Here is a 17,615-nt window from a genome sequence, read left to right on the forward strand (position 1 = left end):
TCGCCTCAGTGGCGGGCTTGCGAGCCTTCCGGCATCAGGCCGGCAAACATCTTCTGCCAGGCCTGCACCATGGGTGCGACCGCGCCCATCGCGGCATCGCCGAACCCGTTGCCGGTGCCCTGCGGGCTGCGGGACACCGCCTGGTCGGCCGGATCGCCGGCCAGCGGCTGCCCGAGCACACGCGAGGTCGTCAGCAGGCATTCCTGCGCATAGAGGGCCCATTCCTGCCACTGCGAGTACAGCAGCGACGACTGGATCTGCACCACCTCGAGCGGCGAGCCGGCCTTGCGGGCACTGTCGGCCGCCAGGGCGTAGAGCGCGGCGACCCGCTGGCTCGTTTGCGAACCGGCGAGTTGCAGCGCGCCCGCGGCGCGGAACGCCGCGGCCGCCCAGTCGGCATTGCGGGCGAACTGCTGCGGCGGGATCGTGGGCGCCGCCTTGGCGGCAGCGGCAACCTCGCGGCGGGTGTCGGACGTGGTGCCGGTTGCTTTCGTGCTCATGCCTGTTTCCCCTGGTTGGCGGGCCGCGCGTGGCGACGGGAAATGGGCAGTCTAGGTGGGGCCCTGCACCGGGCAAGCTAGTCGGGGCACTTCCGGGTAAGCAGCCGCACGGCCGGCCTGGGTTGCGGCAGCGCTGCCCACGGAAGGGTCGGGCCGGCGATCAGGGCCCGTGTCGGGCTGCACACGCCCGTGGGAAGCGGCCGCCGCCTCTTGCGCAGCCTGGGATCCAGGGGCTATACAGGTGTCACGCGACCGCGTCGACCGGCCCCCAAGAGCTGTTGCCGGGCTGACCTCCAGCCGCGTGCATGAACCAGGGAGGGTTCTCGTGAAAGCATTCCATCTCGAGCGCAGGATGATGTCCTTGCTGGGTGACTTCTATCCCACGGGCCATCTGTTCATCATGTTTCCGTCCGAGGCGCAGGCCCGCAAGGCCGAGACGCTGCTCACGATCGACGGGCAGGACGTCGGCGAGATCAGCCTGCTGACGCCGCAGGACGTGCTGGACGTGGTGCACATCTTCGACGACCGCGACGTCGCGCTGCCGACCGTCGGCGCCGAGGAGCGCACGGCCCGGCACTTCGGCGAACTGGCGCGCGAAGGGCACTACGCCCTGCTCATCCCGGTGCGCAACCTGCAGGCCCGCGAGCGCGTGATGGCCGCGCTGAAGGACGCCGGCATCTCGTGCGCGGTGCGCTACCGCCACTTCGTGATCGAGGAACTGGTCGAATAGCCGGGCGCCAGCCGGCTCTACTCGTCCCTGGGCCGGTACTGCGCCACCAGGTCGGCCTGGACGGCCGGCGGCACCGGCTCGTAGTGGCTGAACGCCAGCGTGTAGCTGCCCTGCCCGCCCGTCAGCGCGTTCAGCCGGCTCTGGTAGCTGGCCAGTTCGGACAGCGGCGCCAGCGCCATGACGGTCGAGCGGCCGTCCGCCGATGCCTGCGTGCCGGTGACCTGGCCGCGCCGCGCCGCCAGGTCGCCGGTGACGTCGCCCAGGTTCTGCTCGGGCACGCCGATCTCCACGTCGACGATGGGCTCCAGCACCGAGGGCCGGGCCTCCCGCACGGCGGCCACCAGCGCCCTGCGGCCCGCCGTCACGAACGCGATCTCCTTGCTGTCCACCGTGTGGTGCTTGCCGTCGTACACGGTCACCTTCAGGTCAACCACCGGATAGCCCGCGATCACGCCCTGCTCCATCGCCTGGCGCACGCCCTTCTCGACCGCCGGCATGAAGTTGCCGGGGATGGCTCCGCCCCGCACGGCGTCGACGAACTCGAAGCCGGCGCCGCGCGGCAGCGGCTCGATGCGCAGGAACACCTCGCCGAACTGGCCGGCGCCGCCGGTCTGCTTCTTGTGCCGGTAGTGGCCCTCGGCCGGGGCGCCCACCGTCTCGCGGTAGGCGATGCGCGGCGGGCGGGTGTCGACCTGGCAGCCGTGCACCTCGGTCAGGCGGTCCAGCAGCGTGCGCAGGTGCAGTTCACCCAGGCCGTAGACCAGCGTCTCGTGCGTGCCGGCGGCCAGCTCGACGCGCAGGCACGGGTCCTCGCTCACCACCTTGTGCAGGATGTCGTGCAGGCGCTGCTCGTCGGCGCGCCGCTTCGGCTCGATGGCCAGCCCGTGCACGGGCATGGGGAACTGCAGCGGCTTGAGGTGGATGTGGGCGTCCTCGGCCGCGTCGTGCAGCACGGCATCGAACTGCAACTCGTCGACCTTGGCGATCGCGCACAGGTCCCCCGGCACCGCCTTGGCCACCTCCGTCAGCTTGTTGCCCTGCAGCCGGAAGAGGTGGCCGACCTTGAAAGGGCGCCGGCCGTCGCCCACGTACAGCTGGCTGTTGGGGGTGATGGTGCCCTGGTGCACCCGGATCACGCCCAGCTTGCCCACATACGGGTCCTGCGACACCTTGAAGACATGGGCCAGCACATGTTTGCTGGGGTCGGGCACCGCCTCGATCGGTTTGGCGGCATCGCCCTCGCCCTCCAGGAAGGCCGGCGGATTGGTCTCGGTGGCGTCGGGCAGCAGCCGCTCGATGATGTCGAGCAGCTCGGGCACGCCGGCGCCGGTGCGCGCCGACACGAAGCAGATGGGGACCAGGTGGCCCTCGCGCATCGCCTGTTCCAGCGGCGCGTGCAGCTCGGCAGGGTCGACGTCGCCGTCCTCCAGGTACCGCTCGACGAAGGCCGCATCCACCTCGACCACCTGCTCCACCAGCGCGCGGTGGGCGGCCTCGACCGAGCCGAAGTCCGGTGCCGGCCCGCTGCCATCGCGCGACCAGAAACAGTCGACCACCGTCTCGCCCTTCTGCGCCGGCAGGTTGACGGGCAGGCACTCCTTGCCGAACACGGCCTGGATCTTCTCCACCAGCGCCTGCAGGTCGGCGCCGGTGTCGATGCGGTTGACAACGATCAGGCGGTCGCGATCGCGGTCCTTCGCCCACTGCATCATGCGCACCGCCATCGGCTCGACGCCGAGGGAGGCGTTGATCACCACCGCCACCGACTCCACCGCCTCCAGCGCCGGCAACGACTGGCCCAGGAAGTCGGGCGCGCCGGGGGTATCGATCAGGTAGGTGGTGATGCCGCGATGCTCGACATGCAGGAGGGTGGCATTGAGCGAGCGCAGCGACCGTTTCTCCAGCGGGTCCCAGTCGGAGACGGTGGTGCCCTTCTCCACGCTGCCGGGCGCGCCCAGCGCACCCGCCTTCCACAACACGGCTTCGGCCAGGCTGGTCTTGCCGGCCGCGCTGGGGCCGACCAGGGCCAGGGTCCGCCGGGAGGCGACGTCACGATGAGCTGGCACGGGACAACTCCTTTCGCGTGGAGGCGAAAAGCATTGTCGTCGGGAGTGGGCTTTCGCGTAGCTCTGCCATTCGCATTCCGGCTTGAATTCACCCGCCCGCGGACTACGGTTGCGTCCCCGGCCTGTTCTGGAGTTGCGCCATGGAACCCCTGTTCCCCGATCCCACCTTCCATCCTTCGCCACGCCTGGCCATGGCCGCGGAACCCGAGAAGCTCGCCTACACCGCCCTTCTCTCGCCGGACCGGTCGCGGCCCGACGCGATCGCGGTGATCGACGTCGATCCCGCCTCGCCCACCTACGGCCAGGAGCTCAACCGCGCTCTGATGCCGCACAAGGGCGACGAACTGCACCACTTCGGCTGGAATGCCTGCAGCTCGGCCCTGTCGCCCCTGTCGGGCCATCCTTTCCTGCAACGCCGGTATCTGATCGTGCCGGGCATGCGGTCGTCGCGCATCCACGTGTTCGACACGCATCCCGACCCGACGCGGCCGACCCTGCTCAAGACCATCGAGCCGGAGGAGATCGTGCGCAAGACCGGCTATTCGCGCCCGCACACCGTGCACTGCGGCCCGGAGGGCATCTACATCAGCACGCTCGGCGGCGGCGGCGCCGACGGCACGCAGGGGCCGCCCGGCGTCTTCATCATGGATTGCCGGACCTTCGAGGTGCTGGGCCGCTGGGAGATCGACCGCGGGCCGCAGCAGCTGCACTACGACTTCTGGTGGAACCTGCCGCGCGACTACATGGTGTCGAGTGAATGGGGGTTGCCGCCGCAGTTCGAAAACGGCATCGTGGCCGAGGACCTGCTGGGCAACAGGTACGGCCACCGCCTGCACTTCTGGGACCTGCGCGACCGCCGGCACGTGCAGACCATCGACCTGGGCGCCAACCACCAGATGGCGCTGGAGGTGCGGCCCGCGCACGACCCCTCGCGCGAGTACGGCTTCGTGGGCGTGGTCGTGGACACCACCAACCTGGAGGCATCGATCTGGACCTGGTGGCGCGAGAACGGCAGCTTCCACGCCCGCAAGACGGCAGTCGTGCCGCCCGAGCCGGCCGACCCGGCGGTGCTGCCGGCGCTGCTGAAGGGATTCGGTGCCGTGCCACCGCTGATCAGCGACATCGACCTGTCGCTCGACGACCGGTTCCTCTACGTGGCGTGCTGGGGCACCGGCCAGCTGCGGCAGTACGACGTGACCGATCCGATGAACCCGACGCTGGCCGGCGACGTGCGCATCGGCGGCGTGGCCGCGCATGCCGCGCACCCGAGCGGCCGGCCGTTCGCGGGCGGGCCGCAGATGACCGAGATCAGCCGCGACGGCCGCCGCGTGTTCTTCACCAACTCGCTGTACAGCAGCTGGGACACCCAGTTCTACCCGGACGGCATCTCCGGCGCCCAGGTGATGTGCAAGGTGGGCGCCAATGGTGGGCTCGAGCTGGACGGCGATTTCTACGTCGACTTCGGCAAGGACTACGGCGCGCACCAGGTCCGCCTGCAGGGCGGCGACTGCTCCACCGATTCGTTCTGCTACCCGTCGGCTTGAGCAGCACCACGGCACTCTGGCTCAGCATCGCCGTGATCGGGGCCTGGCACGGCCTCAACCCGGCGATGGGCTGGCCGCTGGCCGTCGCCAACGGCCTCACCGAGCGCCGCGCCACCGCGGTGTTCGCCACCCTGCTGCCCCTGGGCGGCGGCCACCTCGCCGCGATGGCGGTCGCGCTCGTGCCCTTCGCCTGGCTGCTGGGCTACCTGTCGTGGCGCCACGTCATCCAACTCGCCGCCGGCGCGCTGGTCGTGCTCTACGGCCTGTACAAGCTGGTGCAGCCGCGCCACCCGCGCGCCCTGGCCCGCGTGCGTCCGACGCAGCTGGCCTGGTGGTCCTTCCTGGCCGCCACCGCCCACGGCGCGGGCCTGATGCTGGTGCCCTTCATGCTGGGGCTGTGTGCGCAGGAACCACCGGCACGTGGCGGCCTGGCGGCTGCGCATGCGACGGTGATGGGGACGCTGGCCCAGTCGACCGTCGGCCTGGCCTTGGCGGTGGCGGCGCTCCACACGCTGGCGATGCTGCTGGCCGCGCTGCTGGCGGCCTGGACCGTGTACCGCTACCTGGGGCTGCGCTACCTGTCCAAGGCCTGGTTCAACCTCGACCGGGTGTGGGCGGGCAGCCTGGTGGTGGCGGGGGCGGCGGGTATCGCGACGGCGCTGTGACTGGACAGGGCCGCCTGCCCCTCCCCGTCATTCCACGCCCCACGCCGTCATTGCGGGCTCGACCCGCAATCCATCTCCCAATCGTGGCTCAGGTGCGGCCTCGTTCCGGAGATGGATGCCGGGTCAAGCCCGGCATGACGACTCTAGGGGGGCAAGCCCGGCAGGACACTGTCGGGCGCGCGGCCTCGCGCCAGTCGACAGCCGGGCTACCCGCAGGTTGACTGCGCGGCCGGGCAGCCTAGAGTGGGTGCAGGAGCCGCTCGGCTGTTCCAAAGGCTCGTAGCACAGCAGCCCCTGAAGCGGAGGTTGCCCGATGGCCCGTGCCCTGTGTCGCCTGCTCTGCGTGCTGGCCTTGTTTACTTGCAGTCCTGCCGCGTGGCCGCAGGACGCCGCGCGTGCGCCCGTGCTGGTGATGGAGATCGACGGCGCCATCAGCCCGGCCAGCGCCGACGACCTGCGCCGCGGGCTCGCCCTCGCGCAGCGCCACGCCGCGCAACTGCTCGTGCTGCAGCTGGACACCCCCGGCGGACTCGACACCTCGATGCGCGGGATGATCCGCGACATCCTCTCATCGGCCATCCCCGTGGCCACCTTCGTCGCGCCGGGCGGTGCGCGGGCCGCCAGCGCCGGCACGTTCATCCTCTATGCCAGCCACGTGGCCGCCATGACGCCGGCCAGCAACCTGGGCGCCGCCACGCCCGTCGCGGTCGGCATGCCAGGATCCCCGCCCGCCACCGCCCCGCACCCGCCCGCCTCCGGTGCCAGCGCGCCGCGCGCGGCGGAAACCGACCCCCTGGGCACCAAGCGCGTCTCCGATGCCGCGGCCTACATCCGCAGCCTGGCGCAACTGCGGGGCCGCAACGCCGAATGGGGCGAGAAGGCGGTGCGCGAGGCCGTGAGCCTGTCGTCGGCGGAGGCGCTGCAGCTCAAGGTGGTGGACCTGGTCGCCACCGACGTGCCCGACCTGCTGCGACAACTCGACGGCCGCGAGCTGCGGCTGGCCGCCGGCACGCAGCAACTGCACACGCGCGATGCGCCGGTCGTGCGCTTCGAGCAGGACTGGCGCAGCCGCCTGCTGGCCACCATTGCCAACCCGAGCCTCGCGCTGCTGCTGCTGACCGTGGGCCTGTACGCCCTGGTGTTCGAGTTCAGCTCGCCGGGCCTGATCGCGCCGGGCGTGATCGGCGCGATCTGCGTGCTGGTGGCGCTGTTCGCGCTGCAACTGCTGCCCGTGAACTACGCCGGCCTGGCCCTCATCGTGCTGGGCATCGGCTTCCTGGTGGCCGAAGCCTTCGTGCCCAGCGTGGGCGTGCTCGGCGTCGGTGGCGTGATCGCCTTCGCGCTCGGCGCGGCCGTGCTGATCGACAGCGACTCGCCCGGCTGGGGCGTCCCCCTGTGGCTGATCGCCGTGCTGTCACTGGCGTCCGCGGCCTTCGTGCTCGGCGTGGTCGGCATGGCGGCGCGGGCCCGGCGCCGCCCCGTGGTCACCGGCCTCGCCACCCTGGCGAACGCGACCGGCGAGCTGGTGGAGTTCGCGGGCGGCGAAGGCTGGGCACTGGTGCGCGGCGAACACTGGCGGGTGCACGGCCCGGAGTGGCTGCAAGCCGGCGACGCCGTGCGCGTGCTCTCGATGCGCGACGGCGTGCTCGAGGTGGCGGCGGACTGAGAACCGGTCACGACAACAAGGAGAACACCATGGCGATCACGGGACTCGGGGTGCTGGTGCTGCTGCTGGCGGTGCTGCTGGCCAGCTCGCTGCGCGTGCTGCGCGAGTACCAGCGCGGCGTGGTGTTCCAGCTGGGCCGCTTCTGGAAGGTGAAGGGCCCGGGGCTGGTGATCCTGATCCCTGCCATCCAGCAGATGGTGCGGGTCGACCTGCGCGTGGTGGTGATGGACATCCCGAAGCAGGACGTGATCACGCGCGACAACGTCTCGGTGAAGGTCAACGCGGTGCTGTACTTCCGCGTGGTCGACCCCGAGCGGGCCATCATCCAGGTGGAACACTTTCTCGAGGCCACCATCCAGCTGGCACAGACCACGCTGCGCGCGGTGCTGGGCAAGCACGACCTGGACGGCCTGCTGTCCGAGCGCGAGCGGCTGAACCTGGACATCCAGAAGGTGCTGGACGCGCAGACCGACACCTGGGGCATCAAGGTGACCAACGTCGAGATCAAGGACGTCGACCTGAACGACACCATGGTCCGCGCCATCGCCCGCCAGGCCGAAGCCGAACGCGAGCGGCGGGCGAAGGTGATTCACGCCGAGGGAGAACTGCAGGCGTCGCACAAGCTGGCCGAGGCCGCGGAAGTGCTGGGGCAGCAGCCGCAGGCGCTGCAGCTGCGGTACCTGGAAACGCTGACCGTCATTGCGACGGACAAGAACTCGACGATCGTGTTTCCGTTGCCGATGGAGGTGTTGGGGGCGCTGGTGAAGGGGATTGGGGGCAGAGATGGGGGCGCGAGGGTCGCTTGAGGATTTGATGCCCTGACCTGCCGGCGCCGCCTGGAGATGTGGCTGCCGATGCGCAGGGGCGGCGAGTTGGTCGCTGCCTACTGCGAGGGTTCCGGCGCCGCACCGATCCGGGGCAGGATGACGGTGAATTGGCTGCCATGCCCGGCCCCGAGGCTGCGCACCTCCACCTGGCCCTGATGCTCCGTCACCAGGCGATGGACGAGCGTCAAGCCGATGCCCAGGCCTCCCTCCTTCACCCGGTCGGGAGCGCCCTGGACAAACAGGTCAAAAATGTGTGGCAACAGATCGCCCGGAATCCCGATGCCGCTGTCGACAACGTCGACGATCGCCGACTCCGCGTCGGCCCGCGACGAGATCTGGATGCTGCCGCCCGGTGGCGTGTAGCGCGCCGCGTTCTGGATCAGGTTCGAAAAGACCTGCTCCATCCTGGAGGCGTCCGCCACGACCCAGATGGGCTCGGCCTGCAGCTGGGTCGAGAGATCATGCGATTTGCCGGCGACGACCGCCCCGCTGGTCTCGATCGCCCGCCGCACCACCTGGTTGATGTCGACGACTTCCAGGACGAGGTCCACCTTCCCCTGGCTGATGCGGGCAACGTCCACGAGGTCATCGACCAGGCGTGCCATCTGGCCCACCTGCCGCGAGATGATCTCCGCACGCCGGACGACCTCGTCGTGGCCGAGGTCCCGGCTGCGCCGAAGGATCAACGTCGTCATCTCGATGGTGGCCAGCGGGTTGCGCAGTTCGTGCGCCAGGGTGGTGACGAACTGGTTCTTGCGCTCGTCCGCCATTTCGAGGGCGGTCTGCTTGTGGCGCAGTTCCTGGTGGACGGCCATCAGTTCGCGGTTCTGCTCCGCCAGCAGTTCGTAGGGGGACCGGGCCTTCTGGCCGGCCAGGGTTGTCCGGATCCGGTCGAGTTCCTCCGCGTCCAGCCGCCGCGAACCGCGGGGCAGGTCGATCTCCAGCCGCACCGATGTTCCGCCACCTTCCGGCGACTCGACGGTCAAGCGATCGGTCAGCCGCTGCGCGCCCTGGATTCCCATCGCCGGGCGGCCGTCGGACCGGGCGGCGCCCTGAAGGACGCTCCTGATGTCCGCGATGCCTGGCCCCTGGTCACGGACGACGGCGATCACGCATTGGCGCGTCGGGTCCGGGGAAGCGCCGACGAAGAAGTCGACGGACCCGCCGCCGGCATGCTGGACGGCGTTGCGGACGATCTCCGACAGGGCGGTCGAGAAACGTGCCTGCTGCATCGCATCCAGGCCGACGCTGCTGGCGAACGCGCGGGTGTCCGCGCGGATCATCGACACGTCGTGCGTGCGGAAGTCGACGCTCGAGATCGGATGGGCGAATCGCTCCAGCACGGCTTGTTCCTGACGCGACTGAGTGGCCAGACTACGGCAGGTAGTCGGGCAAGACCTTGGCGACCTGTTGCATGAACTCGAACTCCTCGTCCGAGACCGGCAGTGGTGGAAAGTCAAAGTGGCAGAACGTACCCACCAGCTGGGCGTCGCCGTCGGCCAGTGGAAGCCCGACGTACGACTCCACGACGCCCTTGTAGGGATGGCCCTCCAGCCTGTCGTCGCGCAGGCCGTGGTACCGGAAGAATCCGTCACGAAGCACGAACTGGCAAAAGCTCGTCTCGAATGGAACGGCCTTCAGATGGTCTGGAATGACGTCGCGCTGCTTGTCCACGATCGCAACGTTGCGCATGACGCCACTCTCGAGCCTGTAGACGGCAGTGAACCGGTGGCGCACCCTTCGGTTGAGGAAATCCAGCGCAGGCGACAGGCCACCACGTTCAAGGAGCCCGCGGACTACTTGCAGGGCCGGCGTTTCACTCACGAGGTCATCATAGCTGACCACCGTTAGTCACAGACTGCACATGGATGCAGTACACGGTCACAAGACCGTCGGCCGAAGACGTCTTCCACGCGTCCCTCGCCTCGGCATGACAAGCGCACGACGGGTGGTCGTCACGCCGGCGCGACAAAAGACGTTCAAGGGTGATCAGGAATGCTGCTTAAGCCTTACTCCGAGCGAGAACCAGTGCCAGGCCTTCCTAGAATCCTTCGCATGACACAACAGGGACGGGACACGATGCGCACGACCGCATCGACAACAGCAACTACCAGGGCCACGCCCGCACCGCGAGGCCCGCTCCGGTGAGCGGCCTCACTTCCATCCGAATCGCCGCCCTCCTCGCCATCGGCTACGGCCTGTGGGTGCTGGTCGGCGGGCCAGTGCAGTTCGGGGCCGGCGGCGAGTCGGTGACCATGCGCCTGAGCATCGCCAGCCCGCTGACCTGGCTGGTGGGCCTGCTGGCCGTGGTAATCGGCTGCTCGTTGTGGGCGCGTTTCGCGTGGGCCTGGTGGCTCGGGCTGGCGGCGGCGCTGTTCCAGGGCTGGCGGCTGCTGGCACCCGTGTTCGCCGGGGGCCGCTTTCCCCGCATGCCGGGCACGACCACGCTGCTGGTGCTGGCCCTGCTGCTGGTGTTCATCGTCCTGCTGTTCATGCCCAAGGCACGCGCCAGCTGCAGCCGCTGAGGGCACGCCCGCAGCTCACCCAAGCAGGCGGCGCGACGCCGCCTGAGCGCGCTGCACTGGACCGCCGCTCTCACACCGCCGGCAGGTGCGCCAGCAGATCCCTCAGCGTCTGTTCCTGCTCCGGGTTCTCGGCTTCGATGCCCTCGCGGCAGGCCTTCATGCGGAACGAGTGACCGACCGGACCATCGACAAAGACCCGCACCTCCGATTCGCCGCATACCTTGGCGGCGTCGACCACCGGCACCAGCCGGCTGTTGCCGTGCTGGATCGCATCGTCGGGGATGTCCACCGAGTGCCAGCGGACGTGCGTGAGGCCTCCCTGGGGGCCCCAGCGAACTCCATCGATCACGTAGTACATGGCGGCACCCTAGCCTCGCGTGGCGACCTGGCTCGTAGGAGCACGTCCACCCGTGCGCGCAACACCGTCCGGCGACCAGGCCGGTGCTGCCGCCTGGCCGTTCAGACCCGCCGGGCGTGCCGGCTGATCGCGCGCGCCGCCACCGGCGCCAGCGCCGTGACGTCCTCGACCTCCTGCCCGGTGGGCTGGCGGCTTTCGCGGAAGTAGGTGCCGAAGGTGCCGACCACCCGGCCGGCCTCGTCCTTCAGCGGCATGCTCCAGGCGCCCCGGAAGCCGATGGCCAGCGGCAGGTGCCGCAGTTCCCGCCACTTCTCGTCGGCGTGGAAGTCGGGCGTGAGGACGATGCGGCCGGTGGCGGCGGCGGCCGCGCAGGTGCCGACCGCGGGATCGGGCCGCAGCCGGTCGATCTGGTCGAGGTAGTCGGCCGGCAGGCTGGGCGAGGCGCCGTTGCGCAGCAGGCCTTCGCGGTCGAGCGCAAGGATCGACGCGACGGTCGTGCCGTTCGACAGGGTCTCGACGGCGCCCGTCAGTTGCGAGAGCACCTCACGCAGCGGCGCGCCTCGATCCAGCAGGGATTCGGCACGCTGGACCGCGGCCGCCACGACATGGTCGCGCTCGGCGGTTCGATCGTTAGCATGCATTCTTCCGAGTGTAGAAGAATCGGTCCGCGGCTGGGCTGGCGCGGCTCAATCCAGCAGGTTCGCCGGTACCTTGCCTCCATTGGCGGCCATGCGGCGCATCACTTCCTTGTGCAGCCACATGTTCATCTTGGCGCTGTCGGCCTTGTCGCCGGTGTAGCCCAGTTCATCGGCCAGCTCCTTGCGCTCCTGCAGGCTGCTTTCCATGCCCACCAGCTTCATCAGGTCGACGATGGAGGTGCGCCAGTTCAGCTTCTGCGGGTTCTTGGAGGCCATGTCGTTCAGCACGGCCTCGATGTCGACCGTCTGCGGGGGAGCGGCCGCGACCGCTGCCGCGGCGTTGGCAGCGGCCTGCGCCTCGACGCCGGCTTGCGCCGCCTGCGCGGCGCCGGCGTCCGCCGTGGTCGTTTCCGCCGGGGGCTTGCCGAAGATGCGGCCGAAGATGTTGCCGAAGATGCTCATGAGGTTCTCCTTCAGATGGCCGGCCATCTTGGAACCCCACAGGGTGCGGCGCTGTCGGACGCAGTCGCGTACCGCGCGCCGCTGGTCGGGCCGTTACTCGGCCTTGGCGCCCGAGAACTGGACGATCTTGGCCCACTTCTCGGTTTCCATCCGGTGCAGCGCCCAGAACTGCTCGGGCGTGCCGGGGATGGGCACGCCGCCCAGGTCGGCCAGCTTGGCGCGCATGCCGGGGTCGGCCAGCGCGGCATTGATCTCGCGGTTGAGACGCTCGATGGCGTAGGCCGGCGTGCCCTTGGGCGCCGCGGCGCCGAACCAGGCGCTGGCCTCGTAGCCCGGCACCGACTCGGCCACGGTCTGGGTGTCGGGCAGCACGGGCGAGCGCTGGGCCGTGGTGACGCCCAGCGCGCGCACGGTGCCGGCGCGGATGTGCGTGATGATCGACGGCATGTTGTCGAAGATCACGTCGACCTGGCCGCCGATCAGGTCGGTGGTGGCCGGGCCGGCCCCCTTGTAGGGGATGTGCTTCATGTCGATGCCGGCCATCGACTTGAACAACTCACCCGACAGGTGGACCGAGGTGCCCGCGCCCGACGAGGCCATGTTCACCTTGCCGGGGTTCTTCTTGGCGTACTCGATGAACTCGCCCACCGTCTTGGCCGGGAAGTTCTTGGTCACGGTCATGACGTTGGGCACGCGGATGATGCCGCCCACGGGGACCAGGTCGTCCAGGAAGTTGAACGGCAATTTGGGGTACAGCGTGGCGTTGATGGCGTTGGCCGGGTTCACCAGGAAGATGGTGTAGCCGTCCGGCGCCGCGCGCACGGCGGCCTCGGTCCCGATGTTGTTGCCGCCGCCGGCGCGGTTTTCGATCAGCACCTGCTGGCCCAGCCGCTGCGACAGCCACTGCCCCATCAGGCGAGCCGTCACGTCGGTGCTGCCCCCGGGCGGGTACGACACGATCCAGCGCAGCGGACGATTCGGATAGTCGGACTGCGCGGCGGCCAGCCCGACCAGTCCGCACGTGAGCACCACACCGGCGACGATTCTCTGCAGCAAACGCATCGTGTCTCCTCGTTCTTGAAGGTGCGCCAACAGCGCCCGGCGAGGCTAGACGGTGCCCGCATGGCGCGTCAACGGGGTGACTACCGGGGCACGCGATGCGAAGGGCCGCGAAGCGACGGGCCCGCTACCCGCGCGCCAACGCCTGCGCCACCCGCTCCACGAAGCCCGTTGAATGCGCCGGGTCGAGCCAGCGCACCACCACCACGGCCTCGTGCGCCGGGTCGATCCAGACGTAGTGGCCGCCGGCACCCACCATGAACCAGCTCTCGGGCGAGGCCTGCGGGAACATCGCGCCATCGCGGTTGAGCCAGCTGAGCCAGCCGTAGAACGGCGCGATCGCGCACGGCTGGCGCATGCGCTCGACCCAGCCCCCGGGCAGCAGTTGCACCCCTGCATGGCGCCCGCCATCGAGCAGCAGCTGGCCCACCCGGGCCTGGTCGCGCGCGCCGACCGAGACGCCGCCGCCCCAGTGCGAGCCGCCCGGCACCGACGGCAGCCGCTGGCCGTCGAGCGTGACCCAGGCATCGTCGTAGCCCTGCCAGGCAAAGCCTTCGCCACCGCCCAGGGGCCGCAGCACGGTGTCCAGGAACACCTCCTGCAACGGCCGGCGGAACAGGTGCAGCAGCGCCAGCGACAGCTGGTTGATGCGCACGTCGTTGTATTCCCAGTAGCTGCCCGGCGCCTGCAGCACCCGCGCCTCGCCCTTGCGGCCCTGCGGCGGCTTGGGATCGTGGGTCACGCGCCGGTTGTGCTCGACCTGGTCGGGCATGCCGAAGCAGGTGCCGCTCCACTCGCTGGTCTGCTCCAGCAGGTGGGTCCAGGTGATGGCGCCGTTGTGGTCGCCGTCGAAGCCGATGCCGGGCAGGCGGTGGCCGACCCGCTCGGCCGGATCGAGCAGCCCCCGCGCCAGGGCCACCCCGGCCAGCAGTGCCAGGTAGGTCTTGGCCACGCTGAAGGTCAGGTCGGCCCGGTCGGGCTCGCCCCAGGCCGCGACCTCATGGCCGCCGACCCGCACCACCCCGGAGACGCCGCCGCGCGGGTGCACCGGCCCGCGCAGCCGGTTGAAGGGCGCCGGATCGGCGTGGTGCACGCCCCAGCTCGCCGGGTCGGCGGCGGGGTCGCGCGGCCAGGGAACCTCGTGCGCGCTGGCGTAGGCGATGGCATCGGTGAAGGCGGTCATGGGCCCCGAGCATACGGATCCGGCCGGGCCAGGCCCATCGGGGAACCACGGGCCCCGCTGATCGCCCGATCAGCAATGCGCCGCCCTGGTGCGCCCGGGTCAGGGCCGTGTGAATCCCAGGTAAAGCAGCGCTACAAGGTCCGCACCCCCTTCGCGCTCCGCTGTCGCGCTCGTAAGATCGCAGGTTTCCAGCTGTAACCGAACGATGTCGCTCGTCTCGACCGCACTCCGGCGCCCCTACACCTTCCTCGTGATGGCGTTGCTGATCGTGCTGGCCACGCCGCTGGCGCTGCGCAGCATGGCCACCGACATCTTCCCGGAGATCAACATCCCGGTGGTCAGCATCATCTGGAACTACAACGGCCTGCCGGCCCAGGAGATGGGGCAGCGCATCGCCGCCTCCAGCGAGCGCGGCCTGACCACCACCGTCAGCGACATCGACCACATCGAGTCGACCTCGCTGCCCAGCATCTCGGTGATCAAGGTCTTCTTCCAGCCCAACGCCAACATCCAGAGCGCCATCGCCCAGACCGTGGCCGCGGTGCAGACCCAGGTGCGGCAGCTGCCGCCGGGCATCACGCCGCCGCTCGTCATCAAGTATTCGGCCTCCAGCATCCCGGTGGTGCAGCTGGCCCTGTCCAGCGGCACGCTGCCCGAGCAGTCGGTGTTCGACGCCGCCGTCAACATCCTGCGGCCGCGGCTGGTCACCATCCCCGGGGTGGCCATCCCGTTCCCCTACGGCGGCAAGGTCAAGGTGATCTCGGTCGACCTCGACATCCAGGCGCTGCAGGCGCGCAACCTGGCGCCGGCCGACGTGGTGAACGCCGTCAACACCCAGAACCTGATCCTGCCCTCGGGCACGGCCAAGCTGGGCGACACCGAGTTCACGGTGGGCATGAACGGCTCGCCCGACGCCATCGCCGGGCTGAGCGAACTGCCGGTGCGAACCGCCGCCGGCGCCACCACCTACCTGCGCGACGTGGCCACCGTGCGCGACGGCTTCCAGCCACAGACCAACATCGTGCGCCAGGACGGCCAGCGCGGCGTGCTGCTGTCGGTGCTGAAGAACGGCGGCGCCTCCACGCTGGACATCGTCAAGAACCTCAAGGCCATGCTGCCCATCGCGGGCCAGCAGCTGCCGGCGGACGTCAAGGTCACGCCGCTGTTCGACCAGTCGATCTTCGTCACCGCCGCCATCGAGGGCGTGGTGGCCGAGGCGCTGATCGCCGCCCTCCTCACCGCCGCCATGGTCTTGCTGTTCCTGGGCAACTGGCGCAGCACGCTGATCATCGCCGTCACCATCCCGCTGTCGATCCTGGCTTCCATCCTGGCGCTGTTCGCGCTCGGCGAGACGCTGAACATCATGACGCTGGGCGGGCTGGCGCTGTCGGTCGGCATCCTGGTCGACCAGGCCATCGTGACCATCGAGAACATCGAGCGCCACCTGCACGAGGGCAAGCCGCTGCTCGAATCGATCGAGGTCGGCGCCGGCGAGATCGGCGTGCCGGCCTTCGTGTCCACGCTGTGCATCTGCATCGTGTTCGTGCCGATGTTCTTCCTCACCGGCGTGGCGCGCTTCCTGTTCGTGCCGCTGGCCGAGGCGGTGGTGTTCGCCATGCTGGCGTCCTACTTCCTGTCGCGCACGCTGGTGCCCACGCTGGTGATGCTGCTGATGAAGCAGCACGGCCAGGACCAAGGCGCGCCGGGCCCGCTGCGCCGCATCTACCTGGGCTTCGACCGCCAGTTCGAGCGGCTGCGTGGCGCCTACGCGGTGCTGCTGGCCGGGCTGCTGGCGCGCAAGGGCCGCTTCGGCAGCGTCTTCCTGCTGTTCTGCGTGGTGTCGTGCGGGCTGGTGCCCTTCCTCGGCCGCGACTTCTTCCCCAGCGTCGACGCCGGCCAGATCCGGCTGCACATGCGCACGCCCACCGGCACGCGCATCGAGGAGACGGCCCGCATTGCCGACCAGGTGGAGAACGCCATCCGCCAGCTGATGCCCGAGAGCGAGCTGGAGACCATCCTCGACAACCTGGGCATCCCCAACAGCGGCATCAACCTGTCGTACAGCAACGCCGGGACCATCGGCACCCTCGACGGCGAGATCCTGCTGTCACTGAAGAAGGGGCATCGCCCCACCGAGCACTGGGTGTCGGAGCTGCGCCGCGAGCTGCCGCGGCGCTTCCCCGGCGTGGAGTTCTTCTTCCAGCCGGCCGACATCGTCACCCAGATCCTGAACTTCGGCCTGCCGGCCGCCATCGACGTGCAGTTCACCGGCAGCGACCTGGCCGGCAACGCGCAGCTGGCGGCGGAACTGACCAAGGCCATCCGCAAGATCCCCGGCGCCGTCGACGCCCACGTGCACCAGCGGCTGGACGGCCCCATGCTCAGTCTGCAGATGGACCGCACCCGCCTGCAGCAGCTGGGCCTGTCGGCCACCAACGTGGGCCAGAACGTGCTGATCGCGCTGTCGGGCAGCTCGCAGACCGCGCCGGCGTTCTGGCTCGATCCGCGCAACGGCGTGGTCTACAACATCGTGGTGCAGAGCCCGCAGTACACGGTCGACTCGATCGATTCGCTGCTGAACATCCCGGTGGGCGCGCCCGGCGGCACCGGCACGCCGCAGCTGCTGGGCAACCTGGTGTCGGCGCAGCCGGCCCGCCAGCTGCCCATCGTCTCGCGCTACAACATCGCGCCGGCCGTCGACGTCTTCGTCAGCGTGCAGGGCACCGACCTGGGCAGCGTGGCCACGCAGGTGCGCCAGCTGGTCGACGAGGTCCGACCCAAGCTCAAGCGCGGCAACCAGGTGGAGCTGCGCGGCCAGGTGCAGACGATGCAGAACTCGTTCGTCGGCCTGGGCGTGGGCCTGGCCGGGGCCATCGTGCTGGTCTACCTGCTGGTGGTGGTGAACTTCCAGTCGTGGATCGACGCCGCCATCATCATCGCCGCCCTGCCCGCGGCGCTGGCCGGGATCGCCTGGATGCTGTTCATCACCGGCACCACGCTGAGCGTGCCGGCCCTCACCGGCGCCATCATGACCATGGGCGTGGCCACGGCCAACAGCATCCTGGTGGTCTCGTTCGCGCGCCAGCAGCGCGAGGCCGGCATGGGCCCGCTGGCGTCGGCGCAGGCGGCCGGCGCCACCCGCATCCGGCCGGTGCTCATGACCGCCCTGGCGATGATCATCGGCATGATCCCGATGGCCCTCGGCCTGGGCGAAGGCGGCGAGCAGAATGCGCCGCTGGGCCGCGCCGTCATCGGCGGCCTGCTGTTCGCCACCGTCTCCACGCTCCTGTTCGTGCCCGTGCTGTATGCCGGCGTGCACGAACGCCTCGCACGCCGGGCGGCGCGCCGTGTCCCGCCGCCCACCGCCCTGCCCCAGGAAGGCTGACCGCTCC

Annotated in this window: 16 protein-coding genes; 7 read left to right on the forward strand and 9 right to left on the reverse strand. The window is 69.9% G+C overall.

The window, feature by feature from the left end:
- Positions 1–5: 5 nt before the first annotated feature.
- Positions 6–500 (reverse strand): hypothetical protein, encoded by a 495-nt coding sequence (locus GON04_RS01275; RefSeq protein ID WP_157396207.1) that lies wholly within the window; start codon positions 498–500, stop codon positions 6–8.
- A gap of 325 nt (positions 501–825) precedes the next feature.
- On the opposite strand from GON04_RS01275, the gene GON04_RS01280 reads away from it, so the two are divergent.
- A complete protein-coding gene (locus tag GON04_RS01280) occupies positions 826–1,230 on the forward strand; it encodes an RNA-binding protein (RefSeq protein ID WP_157396208.1) in 405 nt (134 codons plus the stop codon).
- A gap of 17 nt (positions 1,231–1,247) precedes the next feature.
- Here the strand turns inward: GON04_RS01280 and fusA are convergent, their stop codons facing one another.
- On the reverse strand, positions 1,248–3,296 hold the full coding sequence (fusA, locus tag GON04_RS01285) for an elongation factor G (protein WP_181653823.1): 2,049 nt from the start codon (positions 3,294–3,296) through the stop codon (positions 1,248–1,250).
- Positions 3,297–3,436: 140 nt separating this feature from the next.
- Between fusA and GON04_RS01290 the strand changes: the two genes are divergently transcribed.
- The 4 genes from GON04_RS01290 (at position 3,437) to GON04_RS01305 (ending at position 7,977) form a co-directional block, all read left to right on the forward strand.
- A complete protein-coding gene (locus GON04_RS01290; protein WP_157396209.1) occupies positions 3,437–4,840 on the forward strand; it encodes a selenium-binding protein SBP56-related protein in 1,404 nt (467 codons plus the stop codon).
- Positions 4,837–5,505: a hypothetical protein gene (locus GON04_RS01295; protein WP_157396210.1), complete on the forward strand. Its 669-nt coding sequence runs from the start codon at positions 4,837–4,839 to the stop codon at positions 5,503–5,505. Before GON04_RS01290 ends, GON04_RS01295 begins: the two co-directional genes overlap by 4 nt.
- 313 nt (positions 5,506–5,818) lie before the next feature.
- Entirely contained in the window at positions 5,819–7,171 is a 1,353-nt protein-coding gene (locus tag GON04_RS01300) for an NfeD family protein (protein ID WP_157396211.1), read from the forward strand.
- Between the two features lie 29 nt (positions 7,172–7,200).
- Positions 7,201–7,977, forward strand: coding sequence for a slipin family protein (locus tag GON04_RS01305; protein ID WP_157396212.1), 777 nt, complete (start codon positions 7,201–7,203; stop codon positions 7,975–7,977).
- 77 nt (positions 7,978–8,054) lie between these two features.
- Here the strand turns inward: GON04_RS01305 and GON04_RS01310 are convergent, their stop codons facing one another.
- Positions 8,055–9,341 carry an ATP-binding protein gene (locus GON04_RS01310; RefSeq protein ID WP_157396213.1) on the reverse strand — a complete coding sequence of 429 codons (1,287 nt, stop codon included), beginning with the start codon at positions 9,339–9,341 and terminating at the stop codon, positions 8,055–8,057.
- A gap of 31 nt (positions 9,342–9,372) precedes the next feature.
- Positions 9,373–9,822, reverse strand: coding sequence for a GAF domain-containing protein (locus tag GON04_RS01315; protein WP_157396214.1), 450 nt, complete (start codon positions 9,820–9,822; stop codon positions 9,373–9,375).
- A gap of 320 nt (positions 9,823–10,142) precedes the next feature.
- Between GON04_RS01315 and GON04_RS01320 the strand changes: the two genes are divergently transcribed.
- Complete coding sequence (locus GON04_RS01320) at positions 10,143–10,523, forward strand: hypothetical protein (protein ID WP_181653824.1); 381 nt, start codon at positions 10,143–10,145, stop codon at positions 10,521–10,523.
- 70 nt (positions 10,524–10,593) lie between these two features.
- Here GON04_RS01320 and GON04_RS01325 read toward each other — a convergent pair whose 3' ends face one another.
- From GON04_RS01325 to GON04_RS01345, 5 genes are all read right to left on the reverse strand, one after another.
- Complete coding sequence (locus GON04_RS01325) at positions 10,594–10,881, reverse strand: hypothetical protein (RefSeq protein ID WP_181653825.1); 288 nt, start codon at positions 10,879–10,881, stop codon at positions 10,594–10,596.
- A 101-nt stretch (positions 10,882–10,982) separates the two neighbouring features.
- Positions 10,983–11,522 carry a GAF domain-containing protein gene (locus GON04_RS01330; RefSeq protein WP_157396216.1) on the reverse strand — a complete coding sequence of 180 codons (540 nt, stop codon included), beginning with the start codon at positions 11,520–11,522 and terminating at the stop codon, positions 10,983–10,985.
- A gap of 45 nt (positions 11,523–11,567) precedes the next feature.
- On the reverse strand, positions 11,568–11,981 hold the full coding sequence (locus GON04_RS01335) for a DUF3597 domain-containing protein (RefSeq protein WP_157396217.1): 414 nt from the start codon (positions 11,979–11,981) through the stop codon (positions 11,568–11,570).
- A gap of 93 nt (positions 11,982–12,074) precedes the next feature.
- The gene (locus GON04_RS01340; protein ID WP_157396218.1) at positions 12,075–13,043 is read right to left on the reverse strand and encodes a Bug family tripartite tricarboxylate transporter substrate binding protein; all 969 of its coding nucleotides are present in this window, start codon (positions 13,041–13,043) and stop codon (positions 12,075–12,077) included.
- A gap of 124 nt (positions 13,044–13,167) precedes the next feature.
- Entirely contained in the window at positions 13,168–14,223 is a 1,056-nt protein-coding gene (locus GON04_RS01345) for a serine hydrolase domain-containing protein (protein WP_157396219.1), read from the reverse strand.
- A 205-nt stretch (positions 14,224–14,428) separates the two neighbouring features.
- Here GON04_RS01345 and GON04_RS01350 point away from each other — a divergent pair, with 205 nt between their 5' ends.
- Positions 14,429–17,608 carry an efflux RND transporter permease subunit gene (locus tag GON04_RS01350; protein ID WP_157396220.1) on the forward strand — a complete coding sequence of 1,060 codons (3,180 nt, stop codon included), beginning with the start codon at positions 14,429–14,431 and terminating at the stop codon, positions 17,606–17,608.
- Positions 17,609–17,615 lie beyond the last annotated feature (7 nt).

Origin of the sequence: Ramlibacter pinisoli (assembly GCF_009758015.1) — a bacterium.
Lineage (GTDB): Bacteria > Pseudomonadota > Gammaproteobacteria > Burkholderiales > Burkholderiaceae_C > Ramlibacter > Ramlibacter pinisoli.

What these genes read in the sequence shown, in the direction of transcription:
- GON04_RS01275 (WP_157396207.1), bottom strand. Translation starts at nt 500, where the DNA reads ATGAGCACGAAAGCAACCGGCACCACGTCCGACACCCGCCGCGAGGTT.
- GON04_RS01290 (WP_157396209.1), top strand. Translation starts at nt 3,437, where the DNA reads ATGGAACCCCTGTTCCCCGATCCCACCTTCCATCCTTCGCCACGCCTG.
- GON04_RS01300 (WP_157396211.1), top strand. Translation starts at nt 5,819, where the DNA reads ATGGCCCGTGCCCTGTGTCGCCTGCTCTGCGTGCTGGCCTTGTTTACT.
- GON04_RS01305 (WP_157396212.1), top strand. Translation starts at nt 7,201, where the DNA reads ATGGCGATCACGGGACTCGGGGTGCTGGTGCTGCTGCTGGCGGTGCTG.
- GON04_RS01325 (WP_181653825.1), bottom strand. Translation starts at nt 10,881, where the DNA reads ATGTACTACGTGATCGATGGAGTTCGCTGGGGCCCCCAGGGAGGCCTC.
- GON04_RS01330 (WP_157396216.1), bottom strand. Translation starts at nt 11,522, where the DNA reads ATGCATGCTAACGATCGAACCGCCGAGCGCGACCATGTCGTGGCGGCC.
- GON04_RS01335 (WP_157396217.1), bottom strand. Translation starts at nt 11,981, where the DNA reads ATGAGCATCTTCGGCAACATCTTCGGCCGCATCTTCGGCAAGCCCCCG.
- GON04_RS01340 (WP_157396218.1), bottom strand. Translation starts at nt 13,043, where the DNA reads ATGCGTTTGCTGCAGAGAATCGTCGCCGGTGTGGTGCTCACGTGCGGA.
- GON04_RS01345 (WP_157396219.1), bottom strand. Translation starts at nt 14,223, where the DNA reads ATGACCGCCTTCACCGATGCCATCGCCTACGCCAGCGCGCACGAGGTT.
- GON04_RS01350 (WP_157396220.1), top strand. Translation starts at nt 14,429, where the DNA reads ATGTCGCTCGTCTCGACCGCACTCCGGCGCCCCTACACCTTCCTCGTG.